This window comes from Pseudomonas entomophila, from assembly GCF_013523165.1.
In the GTDB taxonomy this organism is placed as follows: Bacteria; Pseudomonadota; Gammaproteobacteria; order Pseudomonadales; family Pseudomonadaceae; genus Aquipseudomonas; species Aquipseudomonas entomophila_A.
The window spans coordinates 95,859-116,074 of the sequence record NZ_JAAMQI010000012.1 but is presented as its reverse complement, the minus strand read 5'-3'; the positions used below and the strand labels follow the sequence as shown (position 1 = coordinate 116,074).

17 protein-coding genes and 3 tRNA genes are annotated in these 20,216 nt (G+C 64.7%); 9 read left to right on the top strand and 11 right to left on the bottom strand.

Annotated elements, in window-relative coordinates; all coding sequences use genetic code 11:
• Nucleotides 1-11 precede the first annotated feature (11 nt).
• The 6 genes from ruvC to G7Z99_RS11905 all read right to left on the bottom strand — a co-directional run bounded on the left by ruvC (nt 12) and on the right by G7Z99_RS11905 (nt 4,661).
• The gene (ruvC, locus tag G7Z99_RS11930; protein WP_181094050.1) at nt 12-536 is read right to left on the bottom strand and encodes a crossover junction endodeoxyribonuclease RuvC; all 525 of its coding nucleotides are present in this window, start codon (nt 534-536) and stop codon (nt 12-14) included.
• Nucleotides 537-640: 104 nt separating this feature from the next.
• Entirely contained in the window at nt 641-1,387 is a 747-nt protein-coding gene (locus G7Z99_RS11925) for a YebC/PmpR family DNA-binding transcriptional regulator (protein ID WP_181094049.1), read from the bottom strand.
• A gap of 111 nt (nt 1,388-1,498) precedes the next feature.
• Nucleotides 1,499-3,274, bottom strand: coding sequence for an aspartate--tRNA ligase (aspS, locus tag G7Z99_RS11920; RefSeq protein ID WP_181094047.1), 1,776 nt, complete (start codon nt 3,272-3,274; stop codon nt 1,499-1,501).
• Between the two features lie 96 nt (nt 3,275-3,370).
• Nucleotides 3,371-3,592, bottom strand: a complete 222-nt coding sequence (locus tag G7Z99_RS11915; protein ID WP_181094045.1) for an FmdB family zinc ribbon protein — start codon at nt 3,590-3,592, stop codon at nt 3,371-3,373.
• Nucleotides 3,593-3,655: 63 nt separating this feature from the next.
• Nucleotides 3,656-4,024, bottom strand: coding sequence for a ribbon-helix-helix domain-containing protein (locus G7Z99_RS11910; RefSeq protein ID WP_181094043.1), 369 nt, complete (start codon nt 4,022-4,024; stop codon nt 3,656-3,658).
• Between the two features lie 163 nt (nt 4,025-4,187).
• Nucleotides 4,188-4,661 (bottom strand): Dps family protein, encoded by a 474-nt coding sequence (locus G7Z99_RS11905; protein ID WP_060392898.1) that lies wholly within the window; start codon nt 4,659-4,661, stop codon nt 4,188-4,190.
• A 268-nt stretch (nt 4,662-4,929) separates the two neighbouring features.
• Here G7Z99_RS11905 and G7Z99_RS20005 point away from each other — a divergent pair, with 268 nt between their 5' ends.
• Complete coding sequence (locus G7Z99_RS20005; protein ID WP_181094041.1) at nt 4,930-5,520, top strand: cold-shock protein; 591 nt, start codon at nt 4,930-4,932, stop codon at nt 5,518-5,520.
• Nucleotides 5,521-5,595: 75 nt separating this feature from the next.
• Here the strand turns inward: G7Z99_RS20005 and G7Z99_RS11895 are convergent, their stop codons facing one another.
• Nucleotides 5,596-5,802, bottom strand: a complete 207-nt coding sequence (locus G7Z99_RS11895) for a SlyX family protein (RefSeq protein WP_181094039.1) — start codon at nt 5,800-5,802, stop codon at nt 5,596-5,598.
• The gene (locus G7Z99_RS11890; RefSeq protein WP_181094037.1) at nt 5,799-6,230 is read right to left on the bottom strand and encodes an HIT family protein; all 432 of its coding nucleotides are present in this window, start codon (nt 6,228-6,230) and stop codon (nt 5,799-5,801) included. The genes G7Z99_RS11895 and G7Z99_RS11890 overlap by 4 nt, the downstream gene beginning before the upstream one ends.
• A gap of 712 nt (nt 6,231-6,942) precedes the next feature.
• On the opposite strand from G7Z99_RS11890, the gene G7Z99_RS11885 reads away from it, so the two are divergent.
• From G7Z99_RS11885 to G7Z99_RS11875, 3 genes are all read left to right on the top strand, one after another.
• Nucleotides 6,943-8,217 carry an OprD family porin gene (locus G7Z99_RS11885; protein ID WP_181094035.1) on the top strand — a complete coding sequence of 425 codons (1,275 nt, stop codon included), beginning with the start codon at nt 6,943-6,945 and terminating at the stop codon, nt 8,215-8,217.
• Nucleotides 8,218-8,367: 150 nt separating this feature from the next.
• On the top strand, nt 8,368-10,083 hold the full coding sequence (locus G7Z99_RS11880) for a proline--tRNA ligase (RefSeq protein ID WP_181094033.1): 1,716 nt from the start codon (nt 8,368-8,370) through the stop codon (nt 10,081-10,083).
• A 21-nt stretch (nt 10,084-10,104) separates the two neighbouring features.
• A complete protein-coding gene (locus G7Z99_RS11875) occupies nt 10,105-11,058 on the top strand; it encodes a hypothetical protein (protein ID WP_181094031.1) in 954 nt (317 codons plus the stop codon).
• Between the two features lie 59 nt (nt 11,059-11,117).
• Here G7Z99_RS11875 and dinB read toward each other — a convergent pair whose 3' ends face one another.
• Nucleotides 11,118-12,182, bottom strand: a complete 1,065-nt coding sequence (gene dinB, locus G7Z99_RS11870) for a DNA polymerase IV (RefSeq protein WP_181094029.1) — start codon at nt 12,180-12,182, stop codon at nt 11,118-11,120.
• Between the two features lie 205 nt (nt 12,183-12,387).
• On the opposite strand from dinB, the gene G7Z99_RS11865 reads away from it, so the two are divergent.
• The 5 genes from G7Z99_RS11865 (at nt 12,388) to G7Z99_RS11845 (ending at nt 17,067) form a co-directional block, all read left to right on the top strand.
• Nucleotides 12,388-12,464 (top strand) — tRNA-Met (locus G7Z99_RS11865).
• 134 nt (nt 12,465-12,598) lie between these two features.
• A tRNA-Met gene (locus tag G7Z99_RS11860) sits at nt 12,599-12,675 on the top strand.
• Between the two features lie 119 nt (nt 12,676-12,794).
• Nucleotides 12,795-12,871: transfer RNA gene (locus G7Z99_RS11855), tRNA-Met, on the top strand.
• A 258-nt stretch (nt 12,872-13,129) separates the two neighbouring features.
• Nucleotides 13,130-15,772, top strand: coding sequence for a bifunctional lysylphosphatidylglycerol flippase/synthetase MprF (mprF, locus tag G7Z99_RS11850; protein ID WP_181094027.1), 2,643 nt, complete (start codon nt 13,130-13,132; stop codon nt 15,770-15,772).
• On the top strand, nt 15,772-17,067 hold the full coding sequence (locus G7Z99_RS11845; RefSeq protein WP_181094025.1) for a virulence factor family protein: 1,296 nt from the start codon (nt 15,772-15,774) through the stop codon (nt 17,065-17,067). The genes mprF and G7Z99_RS11845 overlap by 1 nt, the downstream gene beginning before the upstream one ends.
• Before the next feature lie 34 nt (nt 17,068-17,101).
• On the opposite strand, the gene G7Z99_RS11840 is transcribed toward G7Z99_RS11845, so the two are convergent.
• Both G7Z99_RS11840 and G7Z99_RS11835 read right to left on the bottom strand, forming a co-directional pair.
• Nucleotides 17,102-19,000: a potassium transporter Kup gene (locus G7Z99_RS11840; RefSeq protein WP_181094089.1), complete on the bottom strand. Its 1,899-nt coding sequence runs from the start codon at nt 18,998-19,000 to the stop codon at nt 17,102-17,104.
• A 761-nt stretch (nt 19,001-19,761) separates the two neighbouring features.
• Nucleotides 19,762-20,049: a type II toxin-antitoxin system TacA family antitoxin gene (locus G7Z99_RS11835; RefSeq protein ID WP_181094023.1), complete on the bottom strand. Its 288-nt coding sequence runs from the start codon at nt 20,047-20,049 to the stop codon at nt 19,762-19,764.
• Nucleotides 20,050-20,216: the final 167 nt, after the last annotated feature.

Sequence of the window (20,216 nt, the reverse complement as noted above, 5' to 3'; positions counted from 1 at the left end):
GCATGAAGCTGCTACAGACGCAAGCGCCCGCCGCGTCGTCGGGCCGCGCCCAGGCCGTGCGGCACCAGGCTGGAACGGGTGTGGGCGTGGCACATGGCGATGGCCAGGGCGTCGGAGGCGTCGATCTGCGGCTTCTGGGTGAGCTTGAGCAGGTGCATCACCATCAGCTGCACCTGCTCCTTGTTGGCGCCGCCCGTGCCCGCCACGGCCTGCTTGACCTGGGTGGCGCTGTATTCGGCGACCTCCAGGCCCTCCTCGACGGCGGCGACGATGGCCGCACCCCGTGCCTGGCCCAGCTTGAGCGCCGAATCGGGATTGCGCGCCATGAACACCCGCTCGATCCCCATGGTGACCGGGCCATGCTGGCGGATGATGTCACGCACGCCGCGAAAGACGATCTGCAGGCGTTCCTGCAGCTCCCCAGCGCCCGTGCGGATGCAGCCCGATGCCACGTACTCGCAGCCACGCGCGGTCTGCAAGACCACACCGTAGCCGGTGATCCGCGACCCGGGGTCGATACCTAAGATGAGAGTCATAAAGCCTGCATGCATGAGGCGCGGTGTGGCGCCACGAAATGACAAAGGCCGCAGCTTCCGAGGCGTTCTGTACGCTGCGCAAGCTCCGGCCTCTGGAGTCTAACTCAGTTGAGCCGTTCCAGGATCTCGTCGGAAATCTGAGCGTTGGAATACACGTTCTGCACGTCGTCCAGGTCCTCGAGCATGTCGATCAGCTTGAGCACCTTCTCGGCCCCCTCCTGATCCAGCTCGGCACTGGTGGTCGGCTGCATGATGATCTCGGCGTCGGCGGCCTTGAACCCGGCCTCCTCCAGCGCGGTGCGCACGGCATAGAACGCATTGAACGAGGTCATGACGTCGAAGGCGCCATCGTCGTGGCTGACCACATCGTCGGCATCGGCCTCCATGGCCGCTTCCATCAGCGCATCTTCGGCCACACCCGGGGCGAAGCTGAGCTGACCCTTGCGCTCGAACAGGTAGGCCACCGAGCCGTCGGTGCCCAGGTTGCCCCCGCACTTGGTGAACGCATGGCGCACCGCCGCGGCCGTCCGGTTGCGGTTGTCGGTCATGGCCTCGACCATGATCGCCACGCCGCCCGGGCCATAGCCTTCGTAGGTCAGTTCCTCGACGTTGTCGCTCTCATTGGTGCCCGCACCCCGTGCCACGGCACGGTCGATGATGTCACGGCTCATGTTCGCGCCGAGTGCCTTGTCCAGCGCCAGGCGCAGACGCGGGTTGGACGCCGGGTCAGGGCCGCCCTGCTTGGCCGCGACGGTCAGTTCGCGGATCCACTTGGTGAAGACCTTGCCTCTCTTGGCATCCTGGCGCTCTTTGCGGTGCTTGATGTTCGCCCACTTGGAATGACCAGCCATAACGACTCCGAATTCTTTGAAACGTACAAGGCAGCCCCCGTCCACGGGCGCTGCCGGAAACCTGTCGACCCAATGCAAGACGCGCCCGGTTGGGCGCGTCTCGGGACTGGCTTACTCGACCTTGGTCTGCTCGCGCAGACGGATGTGCAGCTCGCGCAGCGCCTTGGCATCGACCTGGCCTGGGGCCTGGGTCATGACGTCGGCGGCGCTCTGGGTTTTCGGGAACGCGATCACTTCACGGATCGACTGGGCGCCGGTCATCAGCATCACCAGGCGGTCCAGGCCGAAGGCCAGGCCACCGTGGGGTGGTGCACCGTACTTGAGGGCGTCGAGCAGGAAGCCGAACTTCTCCTGCTGCTCGTCGGCCTCGATGCCCAGCAGGCGGAACACCGCCTGTTGCATCTCCTTGCGGTGGATACGGATCGAACCGCCACCCAGCTCGGTGCCGTTGAGCACCATGTCGTAGGCACGCGACAGCGCGGTGGCCGGATTGGCCTCCAGCTCCTGCGGCGAGCACTTCAGCGCGGTGAACGGGTGGTGCAGCGCGCTCAGGCTGCCGTCGTCGTTCTCTTCGAACATCGGGAAGTCGACGACCCACAGCGGCGCCCACTCGCAGGTCAGCAGCTCGAAGTCGTGACCCAGACGAATGCGCAGGGCGCCCAGCGCTTCGCTGACCACCTTGGCCTTGTCGGCACCGAAGAACACGATGTCGCCATCGACCGCACCGACGCGGTCGAGGATCACGTTCAGGTTGGCCTCGGGGATGTTCTTGACGATCGGCGACTGCAGGCCTTCGACGCCCTTGGCGCGCTCGTTGACCTTGATGTACGCCAGACCGCGGGCACCGTAGATGCCGACGAACTTGGTGTACTCGTCGATGCGGCTGCGCGGCATGCTCGCGCCGCCTGGCAGGCGCAGTGCGGTCACGCGGCACTTCGGATCGTTGGCCGGCCCGGCGAAGACCTTGAAGTCCACGTCCTTGAGCTGGTCGGCGACGTCGATCAGCTCCAGCGGGTTGCGCAGGTCAGGCTTGTCGGAACCGTAGCGACGCATGGCCTCTTCGTAGGTCATGTGCGGGAAGTCGCCGAACTCCAGGTCCAGCACTTCCTTGAACAGCTTGCGGATCATGCCTTCGGTCAGGCCCATGATCTCGCGTTCGTCGAGGAAGCTGGTCTCGATGTCGATCTGGGTGAATTCCGGCTGGCGGTCGGCACGCAGGTCTTCGTCGCGGAAGCACTTGGCGATCTGGTAGTAGCGATCGAAGCCGGCGACCATCAGCAACTGCTTGAACAGTTGCGGCGACTGCGGCAGGGCGAAGAAGCTGCCGGCGTGGGTGCGGCTCGGCACCAGGTAGTCGCGCGCGCCTTCCGGGGTGGCACGGGTCAGGATCGGCGTCTCGACATCGAGGAAGCCATTCTCGTCGAGGAAGCGGCGGATGCTGCTGGTGATGCGCGAACGCAGACGCAGCTTCTCGGCCATTTCCGGGCGACGCAGGTCGATGAAGCGATAGCGCAGGCGCGTCTCTTCGCCGACGTCGGAAAATTCGTTGAGCGGGAACGGTGGGGTCTCGGCCTCGTTGAGCACCTTGAGCTCGTAGCCCAGCACTTCGATGGCGCCGGACGCCATGTTCGGGTTGACCGCACCGGCCGGACGGGGACGCACCTTGCCGGTGATCTGCACCACGTACTCGCTGCGCACGCGGTCGGCGGCGGCGAAGGTGTCGGCGCGATCGGGGTCGAACACGACCTGGGCCATGCCCTCACGGTCACGGATGTCGAGGAAGATCACCCCGCCGTGGTCGCGGCGACGATGAACCCAGCCGCAAAGGGTAATTTCCTGACCATCCAGGGTCTCGTTCAATTGGCCGCAATAGTGGCTGCGCATCATGATGGTGGTTTCGCTTCTCGTGATTCGTGTAGTCGTGGAGGCCTCGAGCGCCTGCCCTGAGGGCCGATACTGCAAGACCGGTCGATGCAATTCAACTCAGTCGGGCTTGTCGCCGCCAGCCAGGTTCTTCTTGGCGCCGGTCTTGAAGTCGGTTTCGTACCAGCCGGTGCCGCCCAGACGGAAGCCGGGCACCGAGAGTTGCTTCTTCAAGGCCGGCGCTTGGCAGGCCGGGCAGTCGACCAGCGGCGCGGCGCTGATCTTTTGCAGGGCCTCCAGCCGATGATCGCAGGAGGCACAGTGGTAGTCGTAAAGGGGCATGGACGTCTCTCGTCAACCGCAACGCTGAGTGTTACTGGGAGCAAAGAGCGGGATTATATATGGTTAGGGGTGGCTGTGCAGCCTGCCTGCCGCGCGAAGTCCCGGCGGCGGATCGAGCAGCCAGTTGACGCACACCACACGCACCAGGCCACTGAAGTTCTTCACGCCGCCGTGGCGCAGGTGCACTTCGCGGTCGAGGTAGGACAGCACGGCGCTCACCGAGCAGCCGTTGGCCACGGCGATACGCTCGAGGATATGCCAGTAGACGCGCTCCAGGCGCAGACAGGTGGCGAAGCCGTTGAGCCTGACCGAGCGCGAGACCGGCCGCGCCTGGCTCATGTCGAACTGGGTGTCGAAAGGGTCGATGCAGGGCTTGCTGGGCCAGCGCCCTTGGCGCGGCGCAGGCTTGAGGGTTGCCGGCAGTGCTTGCATGGTCGTCGCTCCCGATTGCACAGGTCCCGTGCGTCATTGCACGGTGCCCATGAAGCGACGCCGACGCCTGCGAGAGCAGCGGCAAGGTTTTCCTGCGGCCATGAAAATGCCCGACCCTTTCGGGACGGGCACGCGCCTTACACGGTCAGCGACCCGAACGCTGTCACTTGCCGTCGAGCAGCACACGCAGCATCCAGGCGGTCTTCTCGTGCACCTGCATGCGCTGGGTCAGCAGGTCGGCGGTCGGCTCGTCGCTGACCTTGTCGACGACCGGGAAGATGCTGCGCGCCGTGCGCACGACCGCTTCCTGACCTTGCACCAGCTGGCGGATCATCTCGTCGGCCGGCGGCACGCCGTCTTCTTCCTTGATGGACGAATGACGGGCATAGAAGGCATAGGAACCGGGCGCCGGGAAGCCCAGCGCACGGATGCGTTCGGCGATCGAGTCCACCGCCAGGGCCAGCTCGTTGTACTGCTCCTCGAACATCAGGTGCAGCGTGCGGAAGGACGGCCCCGTGACGTTCCAGTGGAAGTTGTGGGTCTTGAGGTAGAGCACGTAGGTGTCCGACAGCAGCCGCGACAGCCCGTCGACGATGGACTTGCGGTCTTCTTCACTGATACCGATATCGATTGCCATTTCATTCCCCTTGTACCGTAAATCGTGTTGATCGAATGGGCAGGTCACACTCTATCAAGACCTGTCGATGCCCGCATGCGCCATGGCAGCGCAGGCGTCCTGATTTGAGTAGCCCCCGCCTTTGCGGTTAAATAGGCAGCGTGCCACCCGTGCGGATCGTCAATGCCCGGGTGCATAGGCTGGCTCGTCGCACCCCTGCTTCACCTCTCCCGCGTGCTGCGGCGCCAGCTCTTCCTGTGATCGGCCTTATCAATGTGAGTCAATTGACATGTTCAAGATCCTTCATCTCGTGACGGGCGTCGCTGCCTTGCTGCTGGCGTTCATCCCCAGCCTGCGCATGGACGCCATGCCCTTGCTGCAACAACCCCAGGCGGTCTACCTGGGCCTGCTCGGCTTGCTCAACCTGACGCTGGCGCCGGTCATCCCGCGCCTGTCCGGTGCACGCCTGCAGGTTCAGCGTCTGAGCAGCACCTTGCTGGTGGCTGCGGTTATCCTGCAGACCATCGCCCTGCTCGCCCTGCCGGAACCGGGCGCCACGCTCTCGCTGCTGTGTGCGTTGCTGGCCGTCGCCCTGCACCTCTACGCGTGCCTGGCACGCACCCCACGCCCGGTGCGCTCGACCTCCAGCGCCACCTTCGACACCACCGAGCGTGATACCGGCACGGTGAAGTGGTTCAACACATCGAAGGGGTTCGGCTTCATTTCCAGAGACTCGGGTGACGATATCTTCGTTCACTTCCGGGCGATCCGCGGCGACGGTCACCGGGTTCTGGTGGAAGGTCAGCGAGTGGAGTTCTCGGTCATGCACCGAGACAAGGGGCTGCAAGCCGAGGACGTCATCGCCATTCCGCGCCGCTGAACGACCCTCCTGTGCGATCGCCGGGCGAATGCCTGGCGATTGTCCCCTCCAAGCCCCCGCCGCTTTCGTCACGCCTCAATAATGAGGTGGTGGCGCCTCTTCTTCGCCGACACCGAACTGACTGCTCAACTCCTCGTGACGCCTGAGCAGCTCGACCATCTGCAACTGCAGACGCTCGATGATCCGTGCCTGCTCGACCACCACGTCGTTGAGCGCCTGGAGGGTATCGTCCTGGAAGGCCTGGCGGCTTTCCAGGTCCATCATGCGTGTCTCCAGGCTCATGCGCAGGCCTCCACGAACTGGCACTCGGCGGGCAGCACTGTCCGCACGCGCTGACGGATGGCTTCGAGCTGTCCCTCGGCATACGCAAGGGCCGGCACCTTGCCCCAGACCGGGGCGGGCCAGGCCGCATCGTCCTTGCGCCGCACGACCACGTGCATGTGCAACTGGCTGACCACGTTGCCCAGGCTCGCCACGTTCATCTTGTCGGCGCGAAACGCCTGGCCCAGCCACTGCGCCAACCGCGTGGTCTCCTGCCAGAGGGTCTGCTGGTCGGCTTCGTCGAGCTGGAACAGTTCGCTGATGTCCGCACGCCGCGGCACGAGGATGAACCAGGGGTAGTTGGCATCGTTGCTCAGCAACAGGCGACAGAGCGGAAAATCGCCCAGGACATGGGTGTCCTGTTGCAGACGTGGATCGAGGCTGAACACGGGGTCTCTCCTTGCAGACGGTGAAGGCGGCCAAGGCTCGACGGCCTTACTGAGCGGGCAAGGATACATGGCTTTGGTCAACCCCGGCACGCGGCGCCCGAGGCGAGCGTGCGCACCGAAAGCGGTAACACAGCGCTACCTTTCGCACCATAAGAAGGCACATCGTCACGGGGCGCTCCTGCCGAGGTAGCACATTGCTCGCAAACGGTAACAACGCGAGCCAGACGCCCTGCCCTGCGACCGTGTACCCGTGCGCCCTGCAAGCGGACCCAGACCCCGTATTTGCGGGCAAGGTCCATGACTCGATAAAAAAATGTGAAAATTTCATTAGGGAAAACCGGGTTTGAGCACGCTTGTTGCATTTGCTCAAGCAGAGTCGGCAGTTGCTGGGAAACCAGGACACGAGATCGACAACGACAGCCTGTAGCGACCCAGGAAGAACGTCGAAAAGGTCTGTTTTTTTGCCCGTGCCGCCCATGGCGCATGCGTGAGATCGCAATGACTGCACCCACGGTTGACCAGCGGCGCGTGCCTTGAAAACGCTAGATGCGACAAGGGGTAACGAATGACACGAAAAGTGAAATCTCACCTCTCGTCAAGGCCAGGCCGGCGTGCTATATGCTGCGTCGGCATAACAAGAAAAGAGCCGCACCCATAACAAGAAACAGGGCGCGGTAGACTCTTCCTCTATAACACAAAGGAGCACATCACGATGCGCGTGATGAAGTGGAGCATGATCGCCCTGGCCGTTGCGGCGGGGACTTCGCAACTGGCCGTGGCTTCTTCTCAGGACGAAGCCAAAGGTTTCATCGAAGACAGCACGCTGACCCTCAAGACTCGCATGTTGTACTTCAGCCGTGACTTCCGTAACTCGCCTGCCGGCTCCAAGAGCCGTGCCGAAGAAACGGGCCTGGGCTTCCTGGGCACCTACGAGTCCGGCTTCACCCAAGGCACCGTGGGCGTAGGGTTCGACGCCATCGGCATGCTCGGCGTCAAGCTCGACAGCGGCCGCGGTCGCGCCGGCACCGGCCTGTTCCCGTACGGTGACGACGGCCGTGCACAAGATGAATATTCGGAAGTCGGCGGCGCCGTCAAGCTGCGCATCTCCGACACCGTGCTGAAGGTCGGCGACCAGATCACCGCCCTGCCCGTGTTCGCCACCGACGACAGCCGACTGCTGCCGGAAGTCGCCCAGGGCGCGCTCATCACCAGCAAGGAAATCAAGGGCCTGACCCTGCACGCCGGTCGCTTCACCGCCCTCAACGCGCAGAACCAGACCTACCATGACAGCCTGAACCTGAAGTCGGCCAACGTCGTCGGCGGCACCTACGCCTTCACCGACACCCTCAGCACCAGCCTCTACTACTCCAAGGTCGAGGACTACTGGCGCAAGGTGTACGGCAACGTGAACTTCGCCCTGCCGCTGTCCGACAAGCAAGGCCTGGTGTTCGACTTCAACATCTACGACACCAAGAGCGATGGCGCCGGCCTGCAGCGCGCCGCCAACGATGGCGTGACCAAGCTCGACAACACCGCCTTCAGCCTGTCCGGCGCCTACAACCTCGGCGCCCACACCTTCACCCTGGCCTACCAGCGCGTCAGCGGCGACGGCGACTATGGCTACGGCGTCGATGGCGGCGGTACCGTGTACCTGAACAACTCGGTGGCCCGCTCTGACTTCAACGCCGAGGACGAGCGTTCCTGGCAGGCCCGCTACGACCTCAACTTCGCCGAGTACGGCATTCCCGGCCTGAGCTTCATGACCCGTTACGTGCGTGGTACCGGCGCCAACACCGCCACCACCGACAACGGCAAGGAATGGGAACGCGACGTGGACGTCAAGTACGTGCTGCAGGAAGGCCCTGCCAAGGACCTGAGCTTCCGCGTTCGCCAGGCCACCTACCGCTCCTCGGACGGCGTGTACTACGGCTCGTCCTCCATCGACGAACTGCGTCTGATCGTCGAGTACCCGCTGAGCATCCTGTAAGGGTTCGGCACGCGTCACGAGGCCCGGCAGCGATGCCGGGCTTTTTCTTGGCTGACAATCGCCCCGCCCTGGGGCATCCTGTACGCTTTCGCCCCGCCCCCGTACAATGTGCGGTCATCTTCAACGTCCAGGCAATCGACACGGCCCACCATGCGCACCAGTCAATATCTGCTCGCCACCCAGAAAGAAACCCCTGCCGACGCAGTGGTCATCAGCCACCAGCTCATGCTGCGTGCCGGGATGATCCGCAAGCTGGCTTCCGGCCTCTACACCTGGCTGCCGATGGGCTTGCGCGTGATGCGCAAGGTCGAAACCGTGGTGCGCGAAGAAATGAACGCCGCCGGTGCCCTGGAAGTGCTGATGCCGAGCATCCAGCCTGCCGAGTTGTGGCAGGAGTCGGGCCGCTGGGAACAGTACGGTCCCGAGCTGCTGCGGGTGAAGGACCGCCACGACCGTGACTTCTGCGTCGGCCCGACCCACGAGGAAGTGATCACCGACCTGGCGCGCAACGAGCTGTCGAGCTACAAGCAGCTGCCGCTCAACATGTACCAGATCCAGACCAAGTTCCGCGACGAGATCCGCCCACGCTTCGGCCTGATGCGCGGTCGCGAGTTCATCATGAAGGACGCCTACTCCTTCCATGCCGACCAGGCTTCCCTGCAGGAAACCTACGACCGCATGCACCAGGCCTACACCAACGTCTTCACCCGCCTGGGCCTGGACTTCCGTCCGGTGCAGGCCGACACCGGTTCGATCGGTGGCAGCTATTCCCATGAATTCCACGTCCTGGCCCAGTCCGGCGAAGACGATGTGATCTTCAGCGACAGCTCCGACTATGCGGCCAACATCGAAAAGGCCGAAGCGGTGCCGCGCGAGACCGTGCGTCCAGCGCCCACCGAAGCGCTGCGCCTGATCGACACGCCACACGCCAAGACCATCGCGCAACTGGTTGAGCAGCACGACACGCCGATCGAGAAGACCGTCAAGACGCTCATCGTGCGCGGTGCCGAGGAAGGCAAGCTGATCGCCCTGGTGATCCGTGGCGACCACGAACTCAACGAAATCAAGGCGGTCAAGCTGCCCCAGGTCGCCGACCCGCTGGTCATGGCCACCGACAGCGACCTGCGCGACGCCATCGGCGCCGGTGCTGGCTCGCTGGGCCCGCTGAACCTGCCGCTGGAGTGCGTCATCGACCGTTCGGTCGCGCTGATGAGCGACTTCGTCGTGGGCGCCAACATCGACGACAAACACTATTTCGGCGTGAACTGGGAGCGTGACTTGCCCGTTCCGCAAGTCGCCGACCTGCGCAACGTGGTCGAGGGCGACCCGAGCCCGGACGGCCAAGGCACCCTGGTCATCAAGCGCGGCATCGAAGTCGGCCACATCTTCCAGCTCGGCACCAAGTACAGCGAAGCGCTCAAGTGTCAGGTCCTGGGCGAGAATGGCAAGCCGGTCGTACTGTCCATGGGCTGCTACGGGATCGGCGTCTCGCGCGTCGTGGCCGCGGCCATCGAGCAGAGCCACGACGACAAGGGCATCATCTGGAACGACACCCTGGCGCCCTTCCAGATCGCTCTCGTGCCCCTGCGCTACGAAACCGAAGCCGTGCGCGAGGCCACCGACACCCTGTACGCCGAGCTGACCGCAGCCGGCTTCGAGGTGCTGCTTGACGACCGTGACAAGAAGACCAGCCCTGGCATCAAGTTCGCCGACATGGAACTGATCGGTATCCCCCACCGTGTGGTGGTGTCCGATCGCGGCCTGGCCGAAGGCAATGTCGAATACAAGCACCGTACCGAGCAGGATGCCCAACCGTTGCCGCTGGCAGAGGTGCTGACGTTCCTGCAAGCGCGCGTGCGCCGCTGACCCACCCTTGCGCGAGTGAACATGTCCAAGCGAAGTACCCATACCCTGGCAGGAGCCGCCTTGAGCGGCGCCCTGCTCGTCAGCGGCTGCGCCAACCAGATGTCCCAGCGCAGCGAGCATGAAGACCGGGTCGAGCGAAAGCTGCTCGAGCACACCTTGCAGATCGACGCGGGCGAACCCCAGGTCATGGAGCTGCCGCAGCGTCGCGTCCGCGTGACCGAGCGGCGACGCTTCGAGGTCACGGAGTTCGAGGTCACTCGCCATTACGATCGCTACACGCCGTACCAGCCCTGGCGGGAGGTCTACGAGATCCCGCTGGGTGCCGTGGCGGTGGTCGCAGGGCTGGGCGCCAATGTGGTGAACGTCTTCGCCATGGGCACGCTGCCCGACAGCGTCACCCGCGACTGGCTGGACTACGGCGTGGCGGGCCTCAACCCGTTCATGAACGTGCAGTCCAATGGCCGGGCTCAGCAAAACCTCGCCAGCCTGAGCGAGACCCGCAAAGGACAACGCGAAGAATCCACCAACCTGCCCTGGGCCGAGCATCCGCTCGAGGTCAAGGCAGGCAAGCTGACCCACGAATTCGCCACCGACGACAACGGCGTGGTTCGCCTCAACCTGCTGGAGAGCCCGTTCGCCGAACAGGACCTGAGCCGGATCGGCACCCTGCACTTGCAGGCGACCGACGAAGAGGCCGGCTTGCGTGGCGACACGACGCTGCTGATCAGCGACAAGCTACGGCGCGCGCTGCCCGAGGCGCGACACCTGATCTTCGATGACCTCGAAGACGACGACGTGTCGCACTGGGTGCATCGGATCAAGCGCCTGGCCGAGCTGGGACTCGAGGAAGAGGCCAGCGATCTGGAGCAAAGCCTGGTGGAGCTCACGCGCAACGATCCCGAATTGCAGCGCGATTTCCTCCAGTCGCTCCGGCAGCAGACAGGCCGATTGGTAGCCGACCCCGGCACCCATTGACGCCCTGCCGCCGCGTGGCAGGCAGGGCCGGCCGATCGACCGGCCTGCTCTGCCACCGCTCACGACTCCTGAAACAGCTCCAGTTGCTCCGCCGCGCCTCGCAAGTCCTGCAGCCGCACCCCTACCCCCAGCAACCTGACCGGCTTGCCGCCACGGGCGAAGGCCTGGCCCAGTAGTTGGCGGTAGCTGTCCAGGTCGCGCCCGGCCCTCGACTGTTCCAGCGTGGTCTGGCTGAAGTCATGGAACTTGACCTTGACGAAGGGTTTGCCTGGCCGGTAACTGCCATCCATGCGGCCAATGCGCTCGTCCAGGGTCGCCAGCAGGCCCGGCAGCTTGTCCAGGCAGGCGTCGAGGTCCGGCAGGTCCGTGTCGAACGTGTTTTCCACGCTGACCGATTGACGGCGGCTGTCGTGCTGCACGATCCGATCGTCGATACCGCGTGCCAGGCCCCACAAGCGCTCGCCGAAACTGCCGAATTCACGCGCCAGGTCCACACGCGACCATGCGCGCAAGTCGGTGCAGGTGACGATGCCCAGGCGCGCCAGCTTGTCTGCGGTCACCTTGCCCACGCCGTGCAGGCGATTGACCGGCAGCTGCGCAACGAAGGCTTCTACCTCCACCGGCGTGATGACGAACAGGCCGTTGGGTTTGCGCCAGTCGCTGGCGATCTTGGCCAGGAACTTGTTGGGCGCGACCCCGGCAGACACGGTGATGTGCAGCGTGCGCGCCACGCGTCGACGAATGTCTTCGGCGATACGCGTGGCGCTGCCGGCGAACCAGTGGCTGTCGGTGACATCAAGGTAGGCCTCGTCGAGCGACAACGGCTCGATCAGCTCGGTGTAGTCGCGGAAGATGGCCTGGATCTCGCGCGAGGCTTCCTTGTAGGCGTCGAAGCGGGGCTTGACGATGATCAGGTCCGGACACAGCTTCAAGGCGTGCCGGGACGACATGGCCGAACGCACGCCGTAGGCGCGTGCTTCGTAATTGCAGGTGGCGATCACCCCGCGCCGCTCGGCCGACCCGCCCACGGCCATGGGCCGGCCCGCAAGTTGCGGGTCGTCACGCATTTCGATGGCGGCATAGAAGCAGTCGCAGTCGATATGAATGATCTTGCGCGTGGACATGGATGACAGACACCACTGTAGATTCATACAGATAGTACCCGATCATCGGACGCCGGGGCAGCCATCACGACTGTCGGCGCGCCGAAACCTGGGCACCGAACGGGCTGAAACCCCAGCAAGCGCGCTAACGTCCTGACCTGAAAACGCTTTTTTCAAGCAATCGCTTGACAAGGGAAGGAATATCCGTAGAATCTCATCTCACAGGCGCGGGATGGAGCAGCCTGGTAGCTCGTCGGGCTCATAACCCGAAGGTCGTCGGTTCAAATCCGGCTCCCGCAACCAACTTAGAGAAAGGCCACTGTTCACGCAGTGGCCTTTTTCGTTTCGCTCGATCAAAGGGTTTTGTCCCTCATGCGAGCGAATCGGCACTTCTTCCTTGACAGGCTCGCCATACCCTGTAGAGTGCGCACCTCTGACGCGGGATGGAGCAGTCTGGTAGCTCGTCGGGCTCATAACCCGAAGGTCGTCGGTTCAAATCCGGCTCCCGCAACCATCTTGGAAAAAGGCCACTGTCCCGACAGTGGCCTTTTTCATTTCCGCTCAAAAAACATAGGCAAATCAAACAGTAAGCCTTGACACCTCGGCCGTACGCTGTAGAATGCGCCCCACTGACGCGGGATGGAGCAGCCTGGTAGCTCGTCGGGCTCATAACCCGAAGGTCGTCGGTTCAAATCCGGCTCCCGCAACCATATCGTCAGAACAGACCCCGCCTACCTCGGTAGCGCGGGGTTTGTTGCTTTCAGCCCGCCTGCAACTGCCCTGCTGCGCTCCGGCGTCCCTCGACGCCTGGCACGCTGTCGCATTCGTCCTACCATATGAACATTCTTTAACTATCCTGAATCGATCCAACCTCTCTGCCACAGAGTACTATCAGGACACGTTTTCCAAAGGGATTTTCACTTGGCCGCATTCCGCTTTTGCTTCCACGGTGCCGCGTGGGGTATGACATGAACACGCCGGCACCCGATACCTCCTCTCCGGTCACCGCGGCACTACCTGCCGCCGCCCAACGCCTGCCGTGGCTGGACCGGCTCAGTCGCTATCGACAACCCATCGGGTTGGCGTTGACGCTGGTGCTGTTCGCGATCGCCCTGCTGGCCTGCTGGCACCTGCTCAGCGAACTGGACCTCAACGCCCTGCGCGACGCCGTCACCGAAGTCCCCGCCTCGTCGTTGTCCGGTGCCTTGCTGGCCACGGCAGTCGGGTTCACGGTCCTGCTGGGCTACGAATGGTCGGCCAGTCGCTACGCCAATGCGCCGCTACCTGGCGGCGCCCTGGCGATGGGCGGTTTCTGCGCGTTCGCCGTGGGTAACGCCGTCGGGCTGTCGATGCTGTCCGGCGGCTCGGTTCGCTATCGCCTGTATGCCCGTCACGGGCTCGGCGCGGGTGACGTGGCCCGGATGACCGTGTTCGCCAGCCTGTCGCTGGGGTGTGCACTACCGCCTCTGGCTGCCGTGGCACTGCTGAGCGACCTGCCAGCGGCCGCTCAGGCCCTGCGGTTGCCAGCCGGTGTGCTGGCCGCCATCGCCGGCACCACCCTGGCGCTGTGCGCGGCATTGGCCATCGGCGTGTACCGTCGCCGCCTGCCCGAACAGCCCCTGGCCAACAACCTGCTGGTGCAGGTCGGTCGTCACACGTTGCGCCTGCCTGCGCCGCGGCTGGCCGCCTTGCAGTTGCTGATCACCGCACTGGACGTGCTGGTGGCGGCCACCGTGCTCTACCTGCTGCTGCCTGAAGCACCGCCTTTCGGCGCCTTCGTGCTGGTCTACCTGCTGGCACTGGCGGCTGGTGTGCTCAGTCACGTGCCGGGCGGCGTCGGTGTCTTCGAAGCGATCCTGCTCGCGGCCTTCGCCAACCAGCTCGGCGCTGCGCCCCTGGCCGCTGCCCTGCTGCTGTACCGGCTGATCTACGTGGTGCTGCCCTTGCTGGTCGCCTGCGCCGTGCTGCTGGCCAGCGAAGCGCGCCGCCTGCTATTCGCTCACCAGGCGCTCAAGGCCGCCTCGGGCCTGGCCGCGCCGGTCCTGGCGATCCTGGTGTTCCTGTCGGGCGTGGTGCTGCTGTTCTCCGGTGCCACGCCGGAGATCGACACCCGCCTGGAGCACATGGGCTTTCTGATTCCGCATCGGCTGATCGATGCGTCGCACTTCGGCGCCAGCCTGGTCGGCGTGCTGTGCCTGTTGCTGGCACAGGGGTTGCGTCGTCGCCTGTCGGCCGCCTGGTTGCTGACCACCGTGCTGCTGCTGGTGGGCGCGGTGCTTTCGCTGCTCAAAGGCTTCGACTGGGAAGAAGCCAGCATCCTGACCATCACGGCGTCGCTGCTGGCGCTGTTCCGGCGTTCGTTCTACCGGCCCAGCCGTCTGCTCGAACTGCCCTTCTCGCCGGTCTACCTGGTGGCGAGCGCCTGCGTCATCGGCGCCTCGATCTGGCTGCTGCTGTTCGCCTTCGAAGACGTGCCCTACGATCGCGAGCTGTGGTGGCAGTTCACCCTCGACGCGGATGCGCCACGCGCCCTGCGCGCTGCCCTGGGCAGTGCCGTGCTGCTGGTGTTCGTCGCACTGACCTGGCTGCTGCGCACGGCCCGTCCGATGATCCATCTGCCGCCCGAGCAGGAGCTCGACCGCGCCAATCGCATCCTGCAGGCGTCCGACCAGCCCGATGGTGGCCTGGCCCTGACCGGCGACAAGGCCCTGCTGTTCCACCCCAGCGACAACGCCTTTCTGATGTACGCACGCCGTGGCCGCAGCCTGGTGGCCCTGTACGACCCCATCGGCCCGCCCCAGGAACGTGCCGAGATGATCTGGCAGTTCCGCGACCTGTGCGACGTGCACCACGCCCGCCCGGTGTTCTACCAGGTCCGTGCCGAGAACCTGCCGTTCTACATGGACATCGGCCTGACCGCGATCAAGTTGGGCGAGGAAGCCCGGGTCGACCTGTGCCGGTTCGATCTCGACGCCAAGGGCAAGGAGATGAAGGACCTGCGCTACACCTGGAACCGCGGGGGCCGTGACGGCCTGAGCCTGGAGATCCACGAGCCGGGCAAGGCACCGCTGGACGAACTCAAGGTGATTTCCGACGCCTGGCTGGGCAACAAGAACGTGCGCGAGAAAGGCTTCTCCCTGGGCCGCTTCAGCCCCGAGTACCTGCGCTACTTCCGCATCGCGCTGATCCGCTTCCAGGGTCGGCCCGTGGCGTTCGCCAACCTGCTGGAAACCCACAGCAAGGAGCTGGCCAGCCTGGACCTGATGCGGGCGCACCCCGAGGCACCGAAGCTGACCATGGAATTCATGATGCTGGGGCTGATCCTGCACTACAAGACCGAAGGCTACCAGCGCTTCAGCCTGGGGATGGTGCCGCTGTCCGGCCTGCAACCACGCCGTGGCGCGCCGCTGACCCAACGCCTGGGCTCGATGGTGTTCCGCCGCGGCGAACACCTGTACAACTTCCAAGGCCTGCGCCGCTTCAAGGACAAGTTCCAGCCTGACTGGGAGCCGCGCTACATGGCCGTCCCTGCCGGCCTGGACCCCTTGGTGGCCCTGGCTGACACTGCCGCCCTGATCGCAGGCGGCCTGACTGGATTGGTGAAACGCTGATGACTCGACGCTCTCGACTGTCTCTGTTGTGCGTAGTGCTGCTCGTGGCCATTGCGGCAGCGGGCTTCTGGTTCTGGACACGCCCGGCGCCTGCACCACACCTCGAACACCTGGCCTCGAACCAGGGTGGTGGCGACCTGATCAAGGTCACCCCGTCCGGCCAGGCCAAGGCCCGCGTGGTCATCGGCGTGCCGGCCGGCCAAGGGCTGACCGAACGGCAGCTGCTCGACCTGAGCCAGGCGGGCGCTGCGCAACTGGTCCAGGTGGTGCTGCCGGACACGGACTGCATGGCCCAGCACAAGGCCATGACCGATGCCTTCGGGGCGCTGTCCGGCACCCCGACCCTGGTCGCCGGTATCGGCGCCGGGGCCACCGAGGCCTGGCGCTGGCTGGCTGGCCAGAACGACGATCAGGCGCATGCACTCTCCGTGGACTTCAAGACCGAGCAGGCCGGGTGCGCGCAGGCCCTGCCGACCTCGGCCGCCCATGGTCACTGGAGCGTGGCCTGGAACGACAACCCGGACGACGCCAGCGCCGCGTTCGTGCGCAACCAGGCCAATGCCGACACCAGCATCAGCGACTACGACATCCACCTGCCGCAGGTGCTGAAGAACCAGCTGACCCAGGCCCTGGTCGGCCCGGACGGCACCGCCTTGAGCATTCCGGTGGTCGAGGTGCCTGCCGGCCAGGCCAGCGACACCGTCACCCTGTTCCTGTCCGGTGACGGCGGCTGGCGTGACCTGGACCGCGACGTCGCCGGGGAAATGGCCAAGCTCGGCTACCCCGTGGTCGGCATCGACACCCTGCGCTACTACTGGCAGCACAAGACGCCCGAGCAGAGCGCCACCGACCTGGTGGAGCTGATGCAGCACTACCGTCACAAGTGGGGCACCAAGCGCTTCGTGCTGACCGGGTATTCGTTCGGTGCCGATGTCCTGCCGGCGATCTACAACCGCCTGCCGGCCGAAGACCAGCAGCGCGTCGACGCCATCATCCTGCTCGCCTTCGCCCGCAGTGGCAGCTTCGAGATCGAGGTCGAGGGGTGGCTGGGCAAGGAAGGCCAGGAAGCGCCCACCGGCCCGGACATGGCGCGTCTGCCGGCGGACAAGGTGGTGTGCATCTACGGCGAAGAGGAAGCCGACGAGAGTGGCTGCACCGACAGCACCGCGGTGGGTGAGCGGGTCAAGCTGCCGGGTGGGCACCACTTCGACGAGAACTACCCTGCCCTGGCCAAGCGCCTGGTGGGCGAGATCGACGCACGCCAAGGCAAGGGCGGCACGCCCGGCCAACCCTGAGTCGGGAGGACGGGTCTGCCGGTGGAGACCTGACTTAGATCTCCACCTGCGTGCCCAGCTCGATCACCCGGTTCAACGGCAGCTTGAAGAAACGCAAGGTGCCGTTGGCGTTCTTCAGCAGGAAGGCGAACAAGGTGCCGCGCCAGCGCGCCATGCCTTCCAGGCGCGACACCACCACCGTTTCCCGGCTGAGGAAGTACGTGGTGCGCATGGGGCTGAAGTTCAGGTCGTCCCGTTGGCACAGCGCCAGCGCTGCCGGTACGTCCGGCTCGTCCATGAACCCGTAGTGCAACAGCACGCGGAAGAAGCCATTGCCGTGGTCCAGCACTTCGAAGCGCTCGGCCTCCGGCACCCGAGGACGGTCCTCGCTGATCACCGTCAACAGCACCACCTGGCGGTGCAACACCTGGTTGTGCAGCAGGTTGTGCAGCAGCGCATGGGGCACGGCGTCGGCGCGGGCGGTCAGGAACACGGCGGTCCCCTCGACCCGATGGGGCGGTTGCACGGCAATGCTGTCGATGAACACCGGCAAGGGCAGCGAGCCTTCGCCAATGCGCTCGACGAGAATCTGTCGTCCGCGCTTCCAGGTGCTCATCAGCACGAACAGCACGAACCCGGCGATCACCGGGAAGGCGCCGCCCTGCAGCACCTTGGGCAGGTTGGCGGCGAAGAACAGCCCATCGACCACCAGGAAGCCGAGCAGGACGGGCACCGCCAGCAGCGGCGGCCACTTCCACAGCAGCAGCATCACCACCGCCACCAGCAACGTGGTCATCAGCATGGTGCCGGTCACGGCGACGCCATAGGCAGCGGCCAGCGCACCGGACGACTCGAAGCCCAGCACCAGCAGCACCACGCCGACCATCAGCGTCCAGTTCACCGCGCCGATGTAGATCTGCCCCTGCTCGGCACTGGAGGTGTGCTGCACCTGCATGCGCGGGATGTAGCCCAGCTGGATGGCTTGCTGGGTCAAGGAGAACGCCCCCGAAATCACCGCCTGCGAGGCAATCACCGTCGCCAGCGTGGCCAGGCCGATCAGCGGCAGCAGCGCCCAGGACGGCGCCAGCAGGTAGAACGGGTTGCGCGCGGCGTCCGGGTCCTGCAGCAGCAGGGCGCCCTGGCCGAAGTAGTTGAGCACCAGCGCGGGCAGCACCAGCAGGAACCAGGCGCGGGCGATCGGTTTGCGGCCGAAGTGCCCCATGTCGGCATACAGTGCTTCGGCGCCGGTCAGCGCCAGCACCACCGCGCCCAGGATCGCCACCCCCATGCCGGGATGGACCACGAAGAACCGCACTGCCCAGGCCGGATTCACGGCCTTTAGCACTTCCGGGCTCTGCACGATGCCGTGGATACCCAGCGCGCCGAGCACCAGGAACCAGAGCACCATGACCGGCCCGAACAAGGTGCCGATCTTCGCGGTGCCGTGCTTCTGCACCACGAACAGCCCCACCAGCACGACCAGCGCGATCGGCACCACCCAATGGTCGATGCCGTCGAACGCCAGGCCCATGCCCTCCACTGCCGAGAGTACCGAAACGGCCGGGGTGATCATGCTGTCGCCGTAGAACAGCGAAGCGCCCACCAGACCGCACCCGACCATCAGCATGCGCAACCGTGGGTACGGCGCCGCGGCGCGTCGGGCCAAGGCCGTCAGCGCCATGGTGCCACCCTCGCCCTGGTTGTCGGCGCGCAGGATGAACAGGATGTACTTGATCGAGACCACCCAGATCAACGACCAGAAGATCAGGGCCAGGATACCCAGCACACCGTCATGGTTCACCGCCACGCCATAACCGCCCGAGAACACTTCCTTGAGCGTATAGAGCGGGCTGGTACCGATGTCGCCATAGACCACGCCGACCGCGGCCACCAACAGGCTCACCGAACGCGTGATACCCTGCCCGCCTTCGGCAGGGCTGCTTGCCTGAACCATCGACTGCTCCCACTGATGGCCTGCGAAGGCCGTGATGATCTGTTGCTGCCGGTCGGACAGTGCCTGATCGGCAGCCGCGCGGCGGATGATATTGAGGGCGCCCGGACCCACCGGGCCAACGGCGCGAAGCATAGCGCAACGTCTGCCAGAGCGGTTAGCCGCCAGGTCACGGGCGTGGCAACGTCCGCTCGAGGCAACCTGAGGCTCTCCGGCCGATCAGGACGCCGGTCAAGCCTGCACGACAGCGATGACCCCGCCAGGCGCGGGCTTGCGGGAACGTGCTACCGCAGGGGTAGCATCATCGTCATTGGAGCAAGATCAGGGCACGGGATGAATCCACCATACTTCGCATAGTATGAGGCAGGTCGCTCGGTCAGCGGGCGCACGATCAATGCGGTGGACCCGATCATCTCAGAGGCCATCAGACTTCGCTCGACCGCATCTGCGAGCAGTGCAAGCGATAAGCCGTGCCCCGCCGCCGAAGCTGTCACGCCCATGCGGCCCAGAACGGTCACAGGCAGCGGGTCGGGCGCATTGCGACGGATCCTGGCAGTCGCACCGTACTGGCGATCGATCGCACTGTTGGAAAGCGTGTAATACGCAGCGACATCATGCGTGCCCTTGAAGCATACGACGTACACCACGGCATGCTTGGCATGCCTGAGCCTTCAACGCTTTGTGACGTAAGAAGTCATTGATCGACGGCTCACCGCAGTCGAACTCAGAGATCCCATGGTGCTCAGCCAACTTCTCTGGAGGCGTCAGCTCCAAGGTTTTGGTCTTACAAGCAGGCTCTTGACGCATTCGTTGCTCCTGATGGGATGTGCATCGAGCGCTTTCTCGAATCGGTCAAACGCCTCCTCGCTAAGTACGAACAGCTTACGATCCACGATGACTTCTTCTGCACGCCGGCAGGCCGCATCAAGAATGAAGCTGGTCCGGTCAACGCTGAGAATTTCAGCGGCCGCATCAATGAGGTCTCGTCGCTTCGGATCGGCCCTCATGTTTATAGAAACAGGCTTGGCGCCTGTAGGCGTGACTCGTTCCATATTGGTAACTCCAGTTGTCTGTAAGGCAATCGATGCGCCTGTTCGCTTTCATCTTGAAAACGACGCGCCTTGGACGCTTTTCGATGCCGCACCCTCTGCTTTCACGCATTCATGAATACAGGTCGAGTCGCAAAGCGGGCGATGTCATTGATGGAATACCCTGTCGA

Excerpts from the sequence above, each read along its gene's own strand:
- ruvC (WP_181094050.1), bottom strand. The coding sequence starts at position 536 with ATGACTCTCATCTTAGGTATCGACCCCGGGTCGCGGATCACCGGCTAC.
- G7Z99_RS11925 (WP_181094049.1), bottom strand. The coding sequence starts at position 1,387 with ATGGCTGGTCATTCCAAGTGGGCGAACATCAAGCACCGCAAAGAGCGC.
- aspS (WP_181094047.1), bottom strand. The coding sequence starts at position 3,274 with ATGATGCGCAGCCACTATTGCGGCCAATTGAACGAGACCCTGGATGGT.
- G7Z99_RS11915 (WP_181094045.1), bottom strand. The coding sequence starts at position 3,592 with ATGCCCCTTTACGACTACCACTGTGCCTCCTGCGATCATCGGCTGGAG.
- G7Z99_RS11910 (WP_181094043.1), bottom strand. The coding sequence starts at position 4,024 with ATGCAAGCACTGCCGGCAACCCTCAAGCCTGCGCCGCGCCAAGGGCGC.
- G7Z99_RS11905 (WP_060392898.1), bottom strand. The coding sequence starts at position 4,661 with ATGGCAATCGATATCGGTATCAGTGAAGAAGACCGCAAGTCCATCGTC.
- G7Z99_RS20005 (WP_181094041.1), top strand. The coding sequence starts at position 4,930 with ATGTTCAAGATCCTTCATCTCGTGACGGGCGTCGCTGCCTTGCTGCTG.
- G7Z99_RS11895 (WP_181094039.1), bottom strand. The coding sequence starts at position 5,802 with ATGAGCCTGGAGACACGCATGATGGACCTGGAAAGCCGCCAGGCCTTC.
- G7Z99_RS11885 (WP_181094035.1), top strand. The coding sequence starts at position 6,943 with ATGCGCGTGATGAAGTGGAGCATGATCGCCCTGGCCGTTGCGGCGGGG.
- G7Z99_RS11880 (WP_181094033.1), top strand. The coding sequence starts at position 8,368 with ATGCGCACCAGTCAATATCTGCTCGCCACCCAGAAAGAAACCCCTGCC.
- G7Z99_RS11875 (WP_181094031.1), top strand. The coding sequence starts at position 10,105 with ATGTCCAAGCGAAGTACCCATACCCTGGCAGGAGCCGCCTTGAGCGGC.
- dinB (WP_181094029.1), bottom strand. The coding sequence starts at position 12,182 with ATGTCCACGCGCAAGATCATTCATATCGACTGCGACTGCTTCTATGCC.
- mprF (WP_181094027.1), top strand. The coding sequence starts at position 13,130 with ATGAACACGCCGGCACCCGATACCTCCTCTCCGGTCACCGCGGCACTA.
- G7Z99_RS11845 (WP_181094025.1), top strand. The coding sequence starts at position 15,772 with ATGACTCGACGCTCTCGACTGTCTCTGTTGTGCGTAGTGCTGCTCGTG.
- G7Z99_RS11840 (WP_181094089.1), bottom strand. The coding sequence starts at position 19,000 with ATGGTTCAGGCAAGCAGCCCTGCCGAAGGCGGGCAGGGTATCACGCGT.
- G7Z99_RS11835 (WP_181094023.1), bottom strand. The coding sequence starts at position 20,049 with ATGGAACGAGTCACGCCTACAGGCGCCAAGCCTGTTTCTATAAACATG.